This is a genomic window from Phaeobacter gallaeciensis, assembly GCF_001678945.1.
Classification (GTDB): Bacteria; Pseudomonadota; Alphaproteobacteria; order Rhodobacterales; family Rhodobacteraceae; genus Phycobacter; species Phycobacter gallaeciensis_A.
This window is the reverse complement of the sequence record NZ_CP015124.1, coordinates 3,745,710-3,762,955: the sequence shown is the minus strand read 5'-3', so window position 1 is coordinate 3,762,955 and position 17,246 is coordinate 3,745,710. Positions and strand designations below refer to the sequence as shown.

Annotated in this window: 17 protein-coding genes and 1 tRNA gene; 13 read left to right on the top strand and 5 right to left on the bottom strand. The window is 61.1% G+C overall.

Going from position 1 to position 17,246, the window contains the following annotated elements; all coding sequences use genetic code 11:
- The first annotated feature begins 27 nt into the window (after positions 1 to 27).
- The 4 genes from JL2886_RS17785 to JL2886_RS17770 are packed head-to-tail and all read left to right on the top strand — an operon-like array spanning position 28 to position 4,435.
- The gene (locus JL2886_RS17785) at positions 28 to 1,176 is read left to right on the top strand and encodes a substrate-binding domain-containing protein (protein WP_116560296.1); all 1,149 of its coding nucleotides are present in this window, start codon (positions 28 to 30) and stop codon (positions 1,174 to 1,176) included.
- Between the two features lie 10 nt (positions 1,177 to 1,186).
- On the top strand, positions 1,187 to 2,035 hold the full coding sequence (locus JL2886_RS17780) for a branched-chain amino acid ABC transporter permease (protein WP_065273216.1): 849 nt from the start codon (positions 1,187 to 1,189) through the stop codon (positions 2,033 to 2,035).
- On the top strand, positions 2,010 to 3,755 hold the full coding sequence (locus tag JL2886_RS17775) for an ABC transporter permease subunit (protein WP_065273215.1): 1,746 nt from the start codon (positions 2,010 to 2,012) through the stop codon (positions 3,753 to 3,755). Before JL2886_RS17780 ends, JL2886_RS17775 begins: the two co-directional genes overlap by 26 nt.
- On the top strand, positions 3,752 to 4,435 hold the full coding sequence (locus JL2886_RS17770) for an ATP-binding cassette domain-containing protein (protein ID WP_065273214.1): 684 nt from the start codon (positions 3,752 to 3,754) through the stop codon (positions 4,433 to 4,435). Before JL2886_RS17775 ends, JL2886_RS17770 begins: the two co-directional genes overlap by 4 nt.
- A gap of 66 nt (positions 4,436 to 4,501) precedes the next feature.
- On the opposite strand, the gene JL2886_RS17765 is transcribed toward JL2886_RS17770, so the two are convergent.
- Both JL2886_RS17765 and JL2886_RS17760 read right to left on the bottom strand, forming a co-directional pair.
- Positions 4,502 to 4,576 (bottom strand) — tRNA-Val (locus JL2886_RS17765).
- Between the two features lie 116 nt (positions 4,577 to 4,692).
- Complete coding sequence (locus JL2886_RS17760; RefSeq protein WP_065273805.1) at positions 4,693 to 5,154, bottom strand: Lrp/AsnC family transcriptional regulator; 462 nt, start codon at positions 5,152 to 5,154, stop codon at positions 4,693 to 4,695.
- Between the two features lie 132 nt (positions 5,155 to 5,286).
- Here JL2886_RS17760 and JL2886_RS17755 point away from each other — a divergent pair, with 132 nt between their 5' ends.
- From JL2886_RS17755 to JL2886_RS17745, 3 genes are all read left to right on the top strand, one after another.
- The gene (locus JL2886_RS17755) at positions 5,287 to 6,339 is read left to right on the top strand and encodes a Glu/Leu/Phe/Val family dehydrogenase (protein ID WP_065273213.1); all 1,053 of its coding nucleotides are present in this window, start codon (positions 5,287 to 5,289) and stop codon (positions 6,337 to 6,339) included.
- Between the two features lie 257 nt (positions 6,340 to 6,596).
- Positions 6,597 to 6,854 carry a YjhX family toxin gene (locus JL2886_RS17750; protein ID WP_065273212.1) on the top strand — a complete coding sequence of 86 codons (258 nt, stop codon included), beginning with the start codon at positions 6,597 to 6,599 and terminating at the stop codon, positions 6,852 to 6,854.
- 25 nt (positions 6,855 to 6,879) lie between these two features.
- Positions 6,880 to 7,419: a GNAT family N-acetyltransferase gene (locus JL2886_RS17745; protein WP_065273211.1), complete on the top strand. Its 540-nt coding sequence runs from the start codon at positions 6,880 to 6,882 to the stop codon at positions 7,417 to 7,419.
- A gap of 67 nt (positions 7,420 to 7,486) precedes the next feature.
- Here the strand turns inward: JL2886_RS17745 and lon are convergent, their stop codons facing one another.
- From lon to tgt, 3 genes are all read right to left on the bottom strand, one after another.
- Positions 7,487 to 9,898 (bottom strand): endopeptidase La, encoded by a 2,412-nt coding sequence (gene lon, locus JL2886_RS17740; protein ID WP_065273210.1) that lies wholly within the window; start codon positions 9,896 to 9,898, stop codon positions 7,487 to 7,489.
- Between the two features lie 234 nt (positions 9,899 to 10,132).
- Positions 10,133 to 10,792, bottom strand: coding sequence for a hypothetical protein (locus tag JL2886_RS17730; protein WP_065273804.1), 660 nt, complete (start codon positions 10,790 to 10,792; stop codon positions 10,133 to 10,135).
- Between the two features lie 145 nt (positions 10,793 to 10,937).
- Positions 10,938 to 12,068 (bottom strand): tRNA guanosine(34) transglycosylase Tgt, encoded by a 1,131-nt coding sequence (gene tgt / locus JL2886_RS17725; protein ID WP_065273803.1) that lies wholly within the window; start codon positions 12,066 to 12,068, stop codon positions 10,938 to 10,940.
- 69 nt (positions 12,069 to 12,137) lie between these two features.
- On the opposite strand from tgt, the gene rimK reads away from it, so the two are divergent.
- The 6 genes from rimK (at position 12,138) to JL2886_RS17695 (ending at position 17,094) form a co-directional block, all read left to right on the top strand.
- Positions 12,138 to 13,550, top strand: a complete 1,413-nt coding sequence (rimK, locus tag JL2886_RS17720) for a 30S ribosomal protein S6--L-glutamate ligase (RefSeq protein WP_065273208.1) — start codon at positions 12,138 to 12,140, stop codon at positions 13,548 to 13,550.
- 82 nt (positions 13,551 to 13,632) lie between these two features.
- The gene (locus tag JL2886_RS17715) at positions 13,633 to 14,523 is read left to right on the top strand and encodes an SPFH domain-containing protein (RefSeq protein ID WP_065273207.1); all 891 of its coding nucleotides are present in this window, start codon (positions 13,633 to 13,635) and stop codon (positions 14,521 to 14,523) included.
- Positions 14,523 to 14,804 carry an NfeD family protein gene (locus JL2886_RS17710; RefSeq protein WP_065273206.1) on the top strand — a complete coding sequence of 94 codons (282 nt, stop codon included), beginning with the start codon at positions 14,523 to 14,525 and terminating at the stop codon, positions 14,802 to 14,804. Before JL2886_RS17715 ends, JL2886_RS17710 begins: the two co-directional genes overlap by 1 nt.
- Before the next feature lie 113 nt (positions 14,805 to 14,917).
- Complete coding sequence (locus JL2886_RS17705; RefSeq protein ID WP_065273205.1) at positions 14,918 to 15,280, top strand: SUF system Fe-S cluster assembly protein; 363 nt, start codon at positions 14,918 to 14,920, stop codon at positions 15,278 to 15,280.
- 103 nt (positions 15,281 to 15,383) lie between these two features.
- Positions 15,384 to 16,622 carry a glycerophosphodiester phosphodiesterase family protein gene (locus JL2886_RS17700; protein ID WP_237028396.1) on the top strand — a complete coding sequence of 413 codons (1,239 nt, stop codon included), beginning with the start codon at positions 15,384 to 15,386 and terminating at the stop codon, positions 16,620 to 16,622.
- A gap of 112 nt (positions 16,623 to 16,734) precedes the next feature.
- Positions 16,735 to 17,094, top strand: coding sequence for a HesB/IscA family protein (locus JL2886_RS17695; RefSeq protein WP_065273204.1), 360 nt, complete (start codon positions 16,735 to 16,737; stop codon positions 17,092 to 17,094).
- Positions 17,095 to 17,246 lie beyond the last annotated feature (152 nt).

Here is a 17,246-nt window from a genome sequence, read left to right as displayed (position 1 = left end):
GCCTACATCCACACAGGGAGAATAAAAATGCTGAAAGCAACAACCAAACTCTTTGCCAGCGCTGCGGTGGCGCTGGCCCTTGGGACGGTCTCTGCCGCCGCCGATATCAAGGTGGGCGTGCTGGTGCCGGATTCTGGCCCGGCAGGCCTGTTTGGCCCTTCCACCCGCAACTCGGCCACATTGGCGGCCGAGCAGATCAACGCGGGCGGTGGCATCAACGGCGAGGCAATCGAACTGGTATTCGCCGATGTCGGCGTGCCCCCGGCCGAGGCTGCACAGGCCGCATTGCGCCTGTGGAAGGGCGAAGGCGCGCAAGCCTTTGTCGGCATGCATGATTCCGCAGTGCGCGAAGCGCTGATCGGGCGTTTCAACGGGCAAGTTCCCTATGTCTACACCCCTGTATACGAAGGCAACTCCTGCGCGCCCGGCCTATATGTCACCGGCGAAACCCCCAGCCAGCAGCTGGCACCGGTGATCCCCTATCTGGCAGAAAACGAAGGCGCGTCGAAATGGTATCTGATCGGCCATGATTACAACTGGCCGCGCGACACAAATGCGCTCGCGAAGAACTATATCGCCGATGCAGGCGGTGAAGTGGTGGGCGAGGAATACGTGCCTTTCACGGTTTCTGAATTCGACTCCTCGCTGCAACGCATCAAGGAAAGCGGCGCCGACGCCATTCTGATCACGTTGGTCGGGGGCGGGTCCGTCGGCTTCAACGTCAGCTTTGCGGGGTTTGGTCTGGAAGAGCAGGCCCTCCGACTTGGTACATTGATCGAGGAAAACACCCTTGCGGGCATCGGTGCAGAGAACGCGGACCGGCTTTTCTCCTCTTCGGGATACTTTGCCTCCATCGACTCAGACGCTGCGGTTTCCTTTGCGGCGGATTACACGGCAGCCTTCGGGGCGGATGCACCGGCTCTGAATGGCCTTGGTCAGTCCGCTTATGAAGGGCTGATGCTGCTGGCCGCGCTCGCGAACAAGGCGGGCAGCCTTGACGTTGCCGCGATGGATGCCGCCGCCGAAGGTACCACATGGAGCACGCCCCGCGGTGAAAACACACTGACCGGACGCCATATGGCGCAGACGATCTATCTTGCCGATGGCAGTGGCGGCACCTTCGACATCGTTGCCTCCTTCGACAAGGTGGCCTCCTCCGAAGCCTGCGCGGACTGAGCCTGCGCCCATGTCCTCCGTTCTTGTCCTCAACCTTGCCTGGCAGATCAGCACCCTGGCGCTGGTCGCATTGGGGCTGGCCATCGTGTTTGGCAAGCTTCAGATCATGAATATGGCACATGGGGAATTCGTAATGATCGGGGCCTATGCCCCGGTCATCACTTCCTCGCTGGGTCTGCCTGCATGGCTGCAGGTTCCGGTTTGCCTGCTGACCGTTGCCCTGGTGGCCTTCGTGCTTGAGCGCACGATCATCCGTCACCTCTATGGCCGGATGTTCGACAGCCTGCTGGCCACCTGGGGCATCGCCATCCTGCTCCGCGAAGCGGTGGAGCTGATCTTTGGTCGGGGCTATCAATCCGTCACCCCGCCCATCAGCGGCACGATCAGTGTTCTTGGCGCCGATTACCCTGCCTATCGCATTGCCGTCATCCTTGGCATCCTCGCAGGCTTCGCGGCATTGTTCTGGTGGAATGCCCGGTCCAAGGTTGCCACCCGGATCAAGGCGATGGTCGGCAATCCGGACCTGGCCGAGGCTGTGGGCATCAATACCGCCCGGCTGTCGGCTGGCGCTTTTATCTTCGGCTGCTGCACCGCCGGGCTGGCCGGGTTGATCCTGGCGCCCACCATCCGGATCGAGCCGATGATGGGGCTCGATTACCTGATCCGCTCGTTCTTTGCCCTTGTGGTCGGCGGTCTTGGCTCCCTCGAAGGGCTGGGCATCGGCGCGGGCATTATCGCGGGAACGCAATCCGTCCTCGGGGCCGTTGCCAATCAGACCTATGGCTATCTGGCTGTTCTCACTCTTTCCATTCTCTTTCTCTGGCTGAAACCTGATGGTATCCGTTCTTCTTCCCGTTAGCCTGCTTCTGGCAGTGCTTCTCCTGATCCCCGAGGTGTTCGGCGACTTCACGGCCTACCAGATCGGGCTGTACCTGATCTATGGCATCGCAGCGCAAGGCATCGGCTACCTCTGGGGCAAGACCGGGGTGCTGCCGCTGGGGCAGGCACTGTTCTTCGGATTTTCCGCCTATGTCACGGCGAGCACCCTGCGCGCAGGAAACGGACTCGGCATCGACCTCCTCCTGGCCTTCACCGTATTGGCTGCCATCGCCGTGTTAGCTTTCCTTCTGGCCACGCTGATCTTTCGCGGTCGGAAGGAAAGCGGTCCATACTTTTCACTGATCACACTCGCCTTGGTGATGATCGCCGAACAGATCGCCGGAACCGCCACGCCGCTTACCGGCGGCTTCAACGGGATGAGTGGGTTTCCCAGCCTCGGCAATCTCGATCCCTTCGGAAGTTTTTACTACGTCATCGCGGCAGCCACAGTGTTGGTCAGCCTGTTGCTGTTCATCCTGAACCGACTTCCGGTCAACCTGATCGCCAAGGCCGTGGCCGACAACGAACCGCGCCTGCAACTGCTAGGATTTCCGACCCATGTCATCAAAGGCGCAGCCTTTGCTTTCTCTGCCGCCATTGCGGCCCTGGCCGGGGGGCTTTTTGCTTCGCATCAGGGGATCGTGACGCCCACCTCGATGGGGTTCGGCCTCTCCGCTGAAATGGTCATCCTGACCGCTGTGGGCGGCCGGTTTCACGTGCTTGGCCCGCTGATCGGAGCCGTCATCGTCGGCTGGGCCTCAGCCGAGCTGCGCGACAGTTTCCCCTATTGGGAACTATTGATGGCCTTGGCTTTCATTCTAGTGGTGCTGAAGGCCCCCGGCGGCATCGCGGAGTTGCTGGAGACCGTATACCGGCGCATCCGGCCCGCAACGCCCGGCAGGCGCGCGCCCTCCATCGCGGCTCCGCCAAGCAAACCGACCAACGCCTCCGGCGCGCTGCGATTTGACGATGTTCATCTGCAGATCGGTGTCGTCCGAATCCTGAACGGCGTGACCTTTGACACGCCCTCGACCGGCATCATCAGCGTCATCGGGCCAAATGGCGCGGGCAAGACCAGCACGCTCAACGCGATCACCGGCAACCTGCAGATCACCGGCGGCAGCATTGCATTGGGGTCGCGCAACATTCACGCGCGCCCTCCTTACAAGGCGCTGCGCAGCGGCATTGGCCGCAAGTTGCAGGTGCCCTCCGTGTTCTTTTCCATGAACGTTTCAGACAACCTGGCGCTTGCCATGATGGCCAACCGGGCACGGCTGGTGGATCTGCTGCGCCCCGCGACCCTGCACTGGCGATCGGAATCGCTGACGGAGCTTTTAAAACGCCCCGCGGTGCCTCTGCAGGAAGATCTGGTCGCGCCGGTCGCACATCTGCCACAAGGCCACCGTCAGTTTCTGGAATACGCCATGACCATCGCATCTGAGCCTCGGGTATTGCTGCTGGACGAACCCTGTGCAGGGCTTTCCCCGGATGAAACGGCGTTGATGACCGAACTTGTGCGGACATATCAGGCACAAACCGGCGGTCTGGTCATCGTCATCGAACACGACATGAGCATCGTTCAGGCGATCTCGGACAAGGTTCTGGTCCTGCACCTCGGACAGGTGCTCGCCTTTGACAGCTTCGACAAGGTGCGCAGCAATCCCGAGGTTCAGGCCGTCTATGCGGGAGGCACCAAATGACCTCGCTTCTGGAAATCGACAATCTGACCGGCGGCTACCGGGACACCCATGTTCTGTTCAACGTCTCGGCCCGGATCGAAGCAGGCAGTGTTCTGGGCGTCTTTGGCCGGAACGGTGTCGGCAAGACCACCCTTGCACGACTTGTGCAGGGCAGCCTGATTACGGGGGCTGGTGATATCCGGCTGGAAGGGCATTCTGTCGCCTCACGTCCTTCGCATGCCCGGCGCAAACGCGGCATCGGTTACATGCCCCAGACATCGATGGTGTTCGACGATCTGACGGTCAGGGAGAACCTGACCCTCGGCAGCAACCGGGAGGGACCAGAGAGGTATTTCGACCGCTTCCCAAGGCTGGCAGAACGGCTGGACCAGCCCGCAGGCACCATGTCCGGCGGTGAGCGTAAAATCCTGGCCTTTGTCCGCGCTATGATCGAGGACACAAAGGTGATTGTCCTTGATGAACCCTCCGAGGGCGTTCAGCCGGAAAACATCGCCCATATGGCGGAGTGCCTGATGGACCGTGCGAAAGCCGGAGCCGGTATTCTGTTGTGCGAACAGAACCTCAGCTTTCTGACCGGTATTTCCGATTGGTATCTCGGCCTCGACGCCGGAACGGTGGTTCTGGACAAACCCGCGAACGAGGTCTCCATAGAGCGATTACGGTCGATATTAAGCCTATAACCGAGACTAAGATCGGAGTTCCCTGCGCGCGCTAACACTCAAACGAGTAAATTATAAAAGAGGGAATGGTGGGTGATAAGAGATTTGAACTCCTGACATCTTCGATGTGAACGAAGCGCTCTACCACTGAGCTAATCACCCGTGGGATCGGGTATTACCGTCAGGATCACCACTCTGCAAGAGGGGGATATGAAGATTTTCACCAGTCTGCTTCTTTTTCGGCTTCCTCTTTTCACATCCCTCCTGCACTGGCCGCCTCAGCCAGGTCCGCCGGGCAACACATCGCGGCGGATCATGGTGCGCAGGGTGAAGCTGGACCGCGTATTGCGGATCCCCGGCACCCGCATCAACTGCTCTTCCAGAAAGCGGTCGAAATCCGTCAGATCCTGCGCCACCACCCGCAGCAGGATATCGCGACTGCCTGTCATCAGGTAGCACTCCATCACTTGATCGAACTGGCGCACGGCATTTTCAAAGGCCTGCAGCGCGTCCTTCGACTGGCGCTCCAGCTCAACAGCGACAAAAATGGTGACGGCCAGCCCGACCTTGGCCTGATCGACCCGCGCGGAATAGCCGGTGATGATCCCGGCTTCTTCCAGCATCGACACCCGCCGGGCGCAGGGGGTGGGCGACAGGCCGACCTCTTCTGAGAGCTGCGCCAGTTTCATGCGACCGTCCCGCTGCAGCGCGGTGACAATCCTGCGATCTATGGCGTCCATAGTGATTTCCTCCATTACTTGGCGCTATGTTAGCAAATTACTCCAAAACCAACCACTCCTGAGGGCATCTTTGGAAAATTCCCGAAGCCCATACCCGGTATTCTGGGTCTCTTAGTTCAGGAGCCTGTCAGTATGACCCTCACCAAAATCGCCTCTCCCGGTCACGAAGAGATCTACCGTGTCGACGATCCCGCCGTCGGTCTGACCGGCTTCATCGCCATCCATTCAACCGAGGCCGGACCGGCCGCTGGCGGGCTGCGGATGCGCCCCTATGCCACTGCGGATGAGGCGCTGGAGGATGTTCGGCGGCTGAGCGAGGGCATGACCTACAAGAACGCCGCGGCGGGCCTGCCGCTGGGCGGCGGCAAGGCGGTGATCATCGGCGACCCGACAACAAGCAAGACGCCAGAGATGCTGCGCGCCTTTGGCCGGGCAATCGACAGCCTGAACGGCCGCTACATCACCGCCGAGGATATGGGCATGAGCCCTGCCGACATGGCGCTGCTGGCCGATGAAACGCCCTATGTCGCCGGGCTTGCCGATGGGGAGTATGCCAGCGGCGATCCCTCCCCCATCACCGCGCGCAGCATCTTCAACGCCATCCGCACCGCCCGGGCGCACAAGGTCGGCAGCGCCGATCTGCAGGGCGTCACGGTGGCGGTGCAGGGGCTGGGTCATGTAGGCTGGTACCTGTGCCAGTTCCTGAATGACGCGGGCGCCGGTCTGATCGTCACGGATGTCGATCCCCAGCGCATCGAACGCGCGGTCGCGGAATTTGGCGCCCGCCCGGTTGCCATCAACAAGATCTGCACCGCGCAGGCGGATATCTTTGCCCCCTGTGCCATTGGCGGCATCCTCAATGCCGAGACCATCCCCCTGTTGCAGGTCGGGATCGTCGCAGGCGGTGCCAACAATCAACTCGCCAACCCCGAGGACGGTCAGGCCCTGCATGAACGCGGCATCCTTTATGCGCCCGATTTCATCGCCAATGGCGGCGGCATCATCAACGTAGCGACCGAGATCCTGAAAATCGCGGATCGCGAGGCCTATGTGGCCAAGAAACTTGCTGCGCTGGAAGCGACCATGGCCGAGGTGCTCAACCAGGCGCGTCAGCAGGACATCAGCCCGGATGCCGTGGCCATTGCCACCGTGCGGGCGAAGATGGCGCAGGCCGCAGCGGCTTAAGCCCACCCCAACGATTACAGAGATGCAACAGCGGCAGCTGCCATTTGGCGCTGCCGCTTGTCAGCGCGGGTTTGCCTCCCTATCTAGGGCAGAAGACATGGGGCTGACGCCTCATGCATTTGGAGATTTTATGGAAGAGACCCGGGCATAAGCCCGTTCCCGGCGCAGAACATCGGGAACGCAGGACACAACAAGGACACTCGCGACTTCGGCTGAGTGACCTCTTTTCTTGCACTCTCATAAAATCGAGACTTCCGTTGAATATCTCAAAACACGAGCAACGCGTGTTGCACGAGCTCGCCCTTGGCGGCAGCATCCATCATGAACGCAGTGAAAACGGCAAGATCCGCAGCATCATCTGCTATACGCGCGAGGGCAACGTTCTGTCGGACTGCACCCTTGGCGTCTTTCAGCGCCTGCACAAACGCCGTTTCATCCAATCGCGCGACGGCAAACCCTATCGCGCCTCGCGACTGGGGATCAAAGCCGTACGCGCGCAGCTGAACCAACGATAACATCATGACATCAAAGGAGCAGACCATGGAATTTGTGTCAGGCCACAAGGGGCGAACAGCAGAGATCACCGACCTGTTCGCCGCCTCCTTCACCGCGTCGGAAGGCGCCGACGAAGGGCAAACCATCGCTGCGCTGGTGCGCGCCCTCCTCACCACGGTGGAAGAGGAGGATTTGTTTGTCTTCTCCGTGCTAGAGGGCGGCGCGGTGGTTGCCAGCATCCTGTTCACGCGGATGCGCTATGATCAGGACGACCGGGTGGTCTTTCTGTTGTCGCCGGTAGCGGTTGCGCCGGATCAGCAGGGCAAGGGCACTGGTCAGGCGCTTCTGCGCCATGGCCTCAGCCAGCTGAAAAGGGATGGTGTTGATATCATCCTGACCTATGGCGATGTCAATTTCTACGCCAAGGTCGGGTTCAGGCAGATCACCGAACAGGAGGCCGCTGCGCCCATGCCCCTTTCCTACCCGCATGGCTGGCTGGGCCAATCGCTGACTGGCGGAGCCTTCGCACCGCTGGTCGGCCCTGCCTCCTGCGCCGCGCCCTTCCGAAAGCCGGAGTATTGGTAGGTATCGAGCAAAAAAAGAAAAAGGCGGCCCAAGCGGGCCGCCTTTCCTGCCTTACTGCTACCGGCACTTAGTGCGCGGTCGGGGCTGCCGATGCGGATTTCGCCTCCAGCGCGGCCTGGGCAGCGGCGGCCTCTTCGGCCTCCTCGTCCCATTCGATCGGCTCAGGGCTGCCCACCAGTGCGTGTTTCAGCACTTCGGACACGTGGCTCACCGTGATGATCTCCAGACCTTCCTTCACGTTGTCGGGAATATCCGGCAGATCCTTGGCGTTTTCCTCGGGGATCAGCACCGTCTTGATGCCACCGCGCAGGGCTGCCAGCAGTTTTTCCTTGAGCCCGCCGATGGCCAGCGCATTGCCACGCAGAGTGACTTCGCCGGTCATGGCGATGTCCTTGCGCACCGGGATCCCGGTCAGCACCGACACGATGGAGGTCACCATGGCCAGACCCGCCGACGGGCCGTCCTTGGGCGTGGCACCTTCGGGCACGTGCACGTGGATGTCCCACTTGTCGAACTTGGGCGGCTTGATCCCCAGGTGCGGCGCAACCGAGCGTACATAGCTGGAAGCAGCCTCGATCGACTCCTTCATCACGTCGCCCAGCTTACCGGTGGTCTTCATGCGACCCTTGCCCGGCAGGCGCAGCGCCTCGATGGAGAGAAGCTCACCACCCACCGAGGTATAGGCCAGACCGGTCACGACACCGACCTGATCTTCCTTTTCAGCAAGACCAAAGCGGTATTTCGGCACGCCCAGGAACTCGTCGAGGTTGTCATGGGTGACCTTGACGCTCTCGGCTTCCTTCTTGACGATCTTGGTCAGCGATTTCCGCGCCACCTTTGCGATTTCACGCTCCAGGTTCCGCACGCCCGCCTCGCGGGTGTAGGTGCGGATGATGTCGGTCAGCGCCTCATCCGTCAGTTCGAATTCCTTGGCCTTGAGGCCGTGGTTCTTCACCTGCTTGGACACGAGGTGCTGCTTGGCGATTTCGCGCTTTTCGTCCTCGGTGTAGCCCGACAGCGGAATGATCTCCATCCGGTCCAGAAGCGGACCCGGCATGTTGTAGCTGTTGGACGTGGTCAGGAACATCACGTTCGAGAGGTCGTATTCCACCTCCAAGTAGTGGTCCACAAAGGTGGAATTCTGTTCCGGATCAAGCACTTCCAGCATCGCCGAGGCCGGGTCGCCCCGGAAATCCTGGCCCATCTTGTCGATCTCGTCGAGCAGGATCAGAGGATTAGTGGTTTTCGCCTTCTTCAGCGCCTGGATGATCTTACCGGGCATCGAGCCGATATAGGTCCGGCGGTGACCGCGGATCTCGGACTCGTCGCGCACGCCGCCAAGGCTGATGCGGATGAACTCGCGTCCCGTCGCCTTGGCAACCGATTTGCCAAGCGAGGTCTTACCCACACCCGGAGGGCCAACAAGGCACAGGATCGGCCCCTTCAGCTTGGCCGAGCGTTGCTGCACCGCCAGATATTCGACGATGCGTTCCTTGACCTTCTCAAGGCCGTAGTGGTCCTTGTCGAGGATATCCTGCGCGCGGTTCAGGTCTTTCTTCACGCGGGATTTGGTGCCCCACGGGATCGACAGCATCCAGTCCAGATAGTTGCGCACAACGGTGGCTTCGGCCGACATGGGCGACATGTTCTTGAGCTTCTTCAGCTCGGCATCGGCCTTTTCGCGGGCTTCCTTGGACAGCTTGGTCTCGGCGATTTTCTCTTCCAGCTCGGCCACTTCGCCCGAACCTTCTTCGCCATCGCCCAGCTCCTTCTGAATGGCCTTCATCTGCTCATTCAGATAGTACTCGCGCTGGGTCTTCTCCATCTGGGATTTGACGCGGGTCTTGATCTTCTTCTCGACCTGCAGGACAGACATTTCGCCCTGCATCAGGCCATAGACCTTTTCCAGACGTTCGCTGACCGAGAGGGTCTCGAGCAACTCCTGCTTGCGGTCCACCTCGATGCCGAGGTGACCGGCAACAAGGTCCGCCAGCTTCGCAGGCTCGGTGGTCTCGCCCACGGCGCTCAGCGCCTCTTCGGGGATATTCTTGCGCACTTTTGCGTAGCGTTCGAACTCATCACCAACGGTGCGCACCAGCGCCTCGGTGGTGGTGACGTCGCCGGGCATCTGGTTCAGCAGTTCGGCGCGGGCTTCGAAATAGCTGTCGTTTTCGAGGAAATCGGTGATCTTGACGCGGGTCTGGCCCTCGACCAGCACCTTGACGGTGCCATCGGGCAGCTTCAGCAGCTGCAGCACATTGGCCAGCACGCCGACGCGGTAGATGCCATCGCTTTCCGGATCGTCCTCTGAGGGGTCGATCTGGCTGGACAGCAGGATCTGTTTGTCATCGGCCATCACCTCTTCCAGGGCGCGTACCGATTTCTCCCGGCCGACAAACAGCGGCACGATCATGTGCGGGAACACCACGATGTCACGCAGCGGCAGCACGGGATAGGAAGAATTGAGTGGCTCTTGCATACTCGGTCCTTTTCTTTGGCAAGACGTCCAGGCCCCAGGTAGCGGCAGCCGCAGGCGTCTCCTCTTTGATCTGTTATCTGGTGCGGTTCAGCATGTATTTCAACCGCAGCGCCTCAATCTTTGCGCTCACATTGCCCCTGCAGGGCGGCGACCACAAGGGCGCAAATGCAGGAAGGGTGAGCAAATGGTGAAGGGGGCTGCGAGCTGCCCCCGGTTTGGGCCATGCGGGTCAATTCAGCGTCGCATCAGGGTGATGAATCCCCGCTCCATCCGCCCGCCCGGCCCGGTTTCAATATAGGTTCCGCTCATCCGTGTTTCATCGATCAGGAACAGGCGCACCTCCTGCCGCAAGACCTCTCCGGTACCGGTTGGACGCTCGGCCAGCAGGGTCAGCCTGATCAACTGATCGGCGCCGCAGGGCAGCGGCCCCAGAGACACCTCATCCAGGAACACCTCGGCATCATCCGGCAGATCGCCGCGGCCGACGCTTTCGGCGCGCAGCCCAGTGCCGGGCTTTAGTGGGCCCCGGTCCTGTACAGAGATCCCAATAAGCCCCAGCACCGGCGAATCCGCCACCAGCCTGCCATTGCGAAACCGCAGCGACAGGGTATCGCCGCTGCGTTGTGGCAGCGGTACCATCTCGATGCGCCCACCCACAGCCGTCGACATCTCTCCCGGGCCTTTTTGAACGATCCACTGGCCGCGCAGCCCGGCAGAGCCACCTTTGACCAGATCCTCTAGCGGAATGCTGCAACCGTTAAGGCGCGGCGCCTTGAAGAAACTTGATGCCTCTGCCAGCGATCCTGGCGTGGTGTTATCCTGTGTCACCTGCGCCTGAGCTGCCATCGAGCCGCCCATCAAGGCCGCAAAAGCCAGCGCGAGATACCACCTCATCACCATTCTCCCCTTTTGGCGGGAAACTAGCAAAAAGGTCTTCACAACTGGTGAACAACGCATAACCGGTCACCACGCAACTACAGGGCAATCAGCCCCCGCCTCTTACCCGAAAAAGGGTGGTCAGCGGTCTTATATCCCCCGATTACACCGGCTCGATATCACCTTCAGCGCGGGTGTCGTGGAAGTCCTTTTGCCAAGCCCCGAACGTCCCCGCCGCAATCGCATCGCGCATGCCCTGCATGATCTCCTGAAAGTAATGCAGGTTGTGCCAGGTCAGCAGCATGCCCGAAATCATCTCGTTGGCGCGGAACACATGGTGTAGGTAAGCGCGGCAGTAGTTCGAGCAGGCCGGGCAGCTGCACTCTTCATCCAGCGGACGCGGATCATCCGCGTGCCGCGCGTTCTTGATGTTGACCACCCCCCGGCGGGTAAAGACCTGTCCGGTCCGGCCGGATCGTGACGGCAGAACGCAATCCATCATGTCGATGCCGCGCGCCACGGCGCCGACAATATCGTCGGGCTTGCCAACGCCCATCAGGTAGCGCGGCTTGTCCTGCGGCAGCATGTCCGGCGCGTAGTCAAGGCAGCCGAACATCGCCTCCTGCCCCTCGCCCACCGCAAGGCCACCCACCGCGTAGCCATCAAAGCCAATGTCGGTCAGCGCCTTGGCGCTTTCCTCGCGCAGGTCCTGCTCCAGCCCGCCCTGCATGATCCCGAACAGGGCGTGGCCGGGCCGGTCGCCAAATGCGTCCTTGGAGCGCTCGGCCCAGCGCATCGACAGGCGCATCGACTCGGCAATGCGGTCGCGGTCCGCAGGCAACGCCGGGCATTCGTCGAAACACATCACGATATCGCTGCCCAAGAGCCGCTGGATCTCCATCGAGCGCTCTGGCGTCAGCTCGTGCCGGGAGCCGTCGATATGGCTTTTGAAGGTCACGCCCTTCTCGGTCAGCTTGCGAAGGCCCGCCAGCGACATCACCTGAAACCCGCCCGAGTCGGTCAGGATCGGACGCTGCCAGTTCATGAACTTGTGAAGGCCACCCAGCCGGTCGATCCGCTCAGCCGTTGGACGCAGCATCAGGTGGTAGGTATTGCCCAGCAGGATGTCAGCCCCGGTGGCGCGCACGCTTTCCGGCATCATCGCCTTGACCGTCGCCGCAGTGCCAACGGGCATGAAGGCAGGCGTGCGAATGTCACCGCGCGGCGTCTCGATCACACCGGTGCGCGCTTTTCCGTCCGTTGCTTTCAGTTCAAACTTGAAAAGCTCTGACATTTCGACTTCCTGCGTTAGTTCTGTCATCTGATGACCATAAGATTCCCCTAATGCCAAGGAGCCAAGCGCATGTCCACAGACGAGCACGCCGCAAAACTGACCCTCGGTTGGGAGGAATGGGTAAGCCTGCCGGGGCTTGGCCTGCCCGCAATGAAGGCCAAGGTCGACACCGGCGCCCGCACCTCTGCCTTGCATGCCACTGAAATCGAAACCTTCGGCCCCGCCGCCGCCCCCAAGGTGCGGTTCACCGTGCATCCGGTTCCGGGACAGGAGGGTCTGCGGATCCCCTGCTCTGCCGAGATCATCGACCGGCGCGAGGTGACCTCCTCCAATGGCGAAAGCGAAATGCGCTATGTCATCTCAACCGATCTTGTGGTGGATGGCCACAGCTGGCCCATCGAAGTCACCCTCACCGACCGCAGCGGCATGACAGTGCATATGCTGCTGGGCCGTCAGGCGCTGGGAGAGAACGTTGCCGTGGCGCCTTCGGAACGATTCTGCCAGCCAGAGCTGGACTATGCCGTCTATGCCTCGAAACACATCCGCAAGGCCGCGCCGAACCGGGTGCTGCGCATTGCCGTGCTCAGCCGCGAGGACAATTTCTCCACCCGCCGACTGGTCGAGGAAGGCGAGAAACGCGGCCACACGGTCGAGGTGATCGACACCACCCGCTGTTACATGGACATCAACGCGCTGGCGCCCGAAGTGCATTACGACGGCAAGCGCCTGCCCCGCTATGACGCGGTAATTCCACGGATCGGCGCCTCGATCACCCCATATGGCACCGCCGTGCTGCGTCAGTTCGAAACCCTTGGCACCTTTTGTGTCAACGGCAGCGCTGGCATTACCGCCAGTCGCGACAAGCTGCACGCCCATCAGGTACTGGCGCGTCAGAAGATCGGCATGCCCGAAACCGCCTTTGCCGCCTCGCCCAAGGATACAAAGAACCTGATCGACATCGTCGGAGGTGCCCCGCTGATCGTGAAACTGCTGGAAAGCACCCAGGGCAAGGGCGTGGTGCTGGCCGAAACCAAGAAGGCCGCCGAATCCGTGATCACCGCCTTTCGCGGCCTCAAGGCGAACTTCCTGGTGCAGCAGTTCGTGAAAGAGGCCAATGGCGAGGATATCCGCTGTCTTGTCGTCGGCTCCAAGGTGGTGGCGGCAATGAAACGATCCGGCGCCGAGGGCGATTTCCGCTCCAATCTGCACCTTGGCGGCAGCGCAGTCTCGGTCCGGATCAGCAAGGAAGAACGCGCCACAGCCGTAAAGGCGGCCAAGGCATTCGGGCTCAACGTGGCGGGGGTGGACCTCTTGCGCTCGGAAACCGGGCCAAAGGTGCTGGAGGTCAATTCCTCGCCCGGGCTGGAAGGTATCGAGCGGACCTCGAAGAAAAACATTGCCGGGCTGATCTATGACGAGATCGAAGACCACGTGCGCCCCGCCCCCCTGCGGGTGCGCAAACAGGCGACGGCGCGCAAGTAACCCCACTGGCGGCGGCAGGGCTTGACCGCGCGCCGCCGCCACCCGATCTTGGTTCCATACCTTTCAGACAGGATTTCCAGTTATGAGCGAAGATCAGATTACCGCCCTCTTGTCCGGCAGCCTGCTTTACATTCTCGGGGCGATCTTCCTGATCGTCGTCATTCTCAAAGGCGTCCGGATCGTTCCGCAGTCGGAAAAATTTGTCGTCGAACGTTTTGGCCGCCTGAAGTCGGTGCTTGGCCCGGGCATCAATTTCATCGTGCCCTTTCTTGATGCGGTCCGTCACAAGGTGTCGATCCTTGAACGGCAACTGCCGAACGCCAGCCAGGATGCGATCACCCGCGACAACGTGCTGGTAGAGATCGATACTTCGGTATTCTACCGCATCCTGGAGCCGGAAAAGACAGTCTATCGCATCCGGGATGTAGATGGTGCCATCGCCACCACCGTCGCCGGGATTGTTCGCGCTGAAATCGGCAAGATGGATCTGGATGAGGTGCAATCCAACCGCTCGCAGCTGATTGGCGAGATCAAGCGCAGCGTCGAAAGCGCCGTGGATGACTGGGGGATTGAAGTGACGCGCGCCGAGATCCTTGACGTGAACCTCGATCAGGCCACCCGCGATGCGATGCTGCAGCAGCTCAATGCCGAACGCGCGCGCCGGGCGCAGGTGACCGAGGCGGAAGGCAAGAAACGCGCGGTGGAACTCGCCGCCGATGCGGAACTGTATTCCGCCGAACAAACCGCCAAGGCCCGCCGCATTCAGGCCGATGCCGAAGCCTATGCGACCGGTGTCGTGGCCAAGGCGATTGCCGAAAACGGGCTGGAGGCGGCGCAGTATCAGGTGGCACTGAAACAGGTGGAGGCGCTCAACACCCTTGGCGCGGGCACTGGCAGCCAGACCATCGTGGTTCCGGCGCAGGCGCTCGAAGCCTTTGGCGATGCCTTCAAGATGCTGAAAGGAAACAAGTGATGGCCGCTCCCTTCTGGGCACTCTGGTGGGTCTGGTGCGCTGCGGCGCTGGTGCTTGGTATTCTTGAGGTGCTGGCGCCGGGCTTTGTCTTCCTCGGCTTTGCCATCGGCGCCCTTGGCGTCGGGGTGCTGCTTCTTGCGATGGGCAGCGGCACCTTTGGCCTGCCTGTGCTGGTCTTCCTCTTTGCGGCGATATCGCTCATCGCCTGGCTTGTCCTGCGCCGCGCCTTTGCCCTGCCGCGCGGGCAGGTGAAGACCTTTGACACGGATATCAACGACTAGTCAAAAATCGCCTCTGCCATCTGCACCAGCGCGCAAGTTCCCTGCGGTCCAAGACTGGACGCCGCTTGCCCTGTTCCCTATATAAACGGTCGGATAACCAGTCAGGGACCGATATGACCAACGCTTCCGAACCTCTTGAAGGGGCGCCGCTGATCGCGCCGTCTTCTGTTTCCCACCCGCTTTACGATGCGGTGGCAGACGCATGCCGTAGCGTCTATGACCCTGAAATCCCGGTCAATATCTACGAGCTGGGCCTGATCTACACCATCGACATCAACGAAGAAAATGACGTCAAGATCATCATGACCCTGACCGCGCCGGGCTGCCCCGTCGCTGGTGAGATGCCGGGATGGATCGTCGATGCGATCTCGCCCGTACCCGGCGTTAAATCCGTCGATGTCGAACTAACCTGGGAGCCGCCCTGGGGCATGGAGATGATGTCGGACGAGGCGCGCCTGGAACTTGGGTTCATGTAATCCCTGCCCCGTGCATCATCACAATAGTTTCATGGGATCGCGGCGCGGGTGTTACCCGGCGCCGCGATTTTTGTTTCAAACCTGATTTTTCCGGAGAATCCCTTTGCGTCTTTCCTTTTCCCTGTCGGCCCTTACCCTGCCCGGCCTGCTCCTGTCGCTTGCCGCCACTTCTGCTGTCGCCGAAACCGCCCTGACCTATGGTCCGCGTCCGGCCTATCTGATCGACAAACTGCCCGCGGGCGCGCTGAAGGAGAGGCTGCAGTCCTGCGCCGCGCAGGTGCCGCAGCGCACGGAATTCTCCATCGGTCATCGCGGCGCACCGTTGCTCTTCCCCGAACACACCGTCGAAAGCAACATGGCTGCCGCGCAGATGGGCGCCGGGATCCTTGAGTGCGACGTGACCTTTACCAAGGATCTGGAACTGGTCTGCCGCCACGCCCAGAACGATCTTCACACCACCACCAATATCCTGACCAGCGATCTGGCCGACACCTGCATCACCCCCTTCACCCCCGCAGGCGGCGGCGCGGACGCCAAGGCCGAGTGCCGCACCTCGGAGATCACGCTGGAAGAGTTCCGCAGCCTGACTCCCAAGATGGACAGCCGCGACAAGACGGCGAAGACCGCAGAAGCCTATCAGGGCGGCGTCGCCCCATGGCGCAGCACGCTCTATGTCGATGGCGCGCGCAGCATGACCCACGCTGAGTCCATCGCCCTGTTCCGCAGCATTGGCGCCAAGTTCACGCCCGAGTTGAAGGCACCGGCGGTAAAGATGCCCTTCAACGGATTCACGCAGGAAGACTACGCGCAGAAGCTGGTGGAAGAGTACAAATCCGCGAGCGTGCCAGCATCGGATGTCTGGCTGCAAAGTTTCGATCTCAGCGATGTCCTATATTGGATAGAGAACGAGCCAGAGTTCGGCGCGCAGGCGGTGTACCTCGATGACCGCTATTCCAAATCCGATGCCGATGAAGGCAAGGTGGATCCGTCCAACCCCGCGAGTTTCAAGCCGAGCATGCAGGAGCTGGCAGATATGGGGGTTAACTATATCGCACCGCCGATCTGGATGCTGCTGGCGCTGGAGGACGGGAAGATCGTGCCCTCCCCCTATGCCATCAAGGCGCGCGAGGCGGGGCTCAAGATCATCGCCTGGTCGATGGAGCGCTCTGGGCCGCTGACAAATGGCGGCGGTTGGTATTACCGGTCAGTGAAACCGGCGATCTCGGATGCCTCGGCCTATTATCAGGTGCTGGATGTTCTGGCACAGGATGTGGGCGTCTCCGGTGTCTTTTCCGACTGGCCCGCAACGGTGACCTATTACGCCAACTGCATGGGACTGTAGACAAAAAAACCGCCACCGCACAGGCACCTGTGCATCGCATCTGCCGCCGCCCCCTTGAGCCTGCCGCCGCAGGACCCTAGATTGAGGGTAACGCGCGAAACTGGAGACTTTCATGTTCGGTATCCCCGGCAAACAGGCTGTAACCATCACCCCGAAGGCTGCGGCGCAGATTTCAAAGCTGATGCAGAATGCGGGCCACGCGGGTCTGCGCATTGGCGTGAAAAAAGGCGGCTGCGCCGGCATGGAATACACCATGGAATACGTCGATGACGCCGATCCCAATGACGAGGTCGTGGAACAAGACGGCGCCCGGGTGATGATCGCACCGATGGCACAGATGTTCCTGTTTGGCACCGAGATCGACTATGAAACCACGCTGCTGGAAAGCGGGTTCAAGTTCAACAACCCCAACGTCGCCGAGGCCTGCGGCTGCGGCGAGTCGATCAGCTTCAAGGATATGCCCGGCGCCTGAACTCAGACGACTGATCACCCTAGATTACGGCATTCATTACATGGGGCGGCTTCGGTCGCCCTTTTGTGTTTCCAATGGCCACGCCAGCGGCGTCTTGCACAATTGCTCCCTCTGACGCGGGGTGCTACCACCACGCCACAGAACAACAAGGG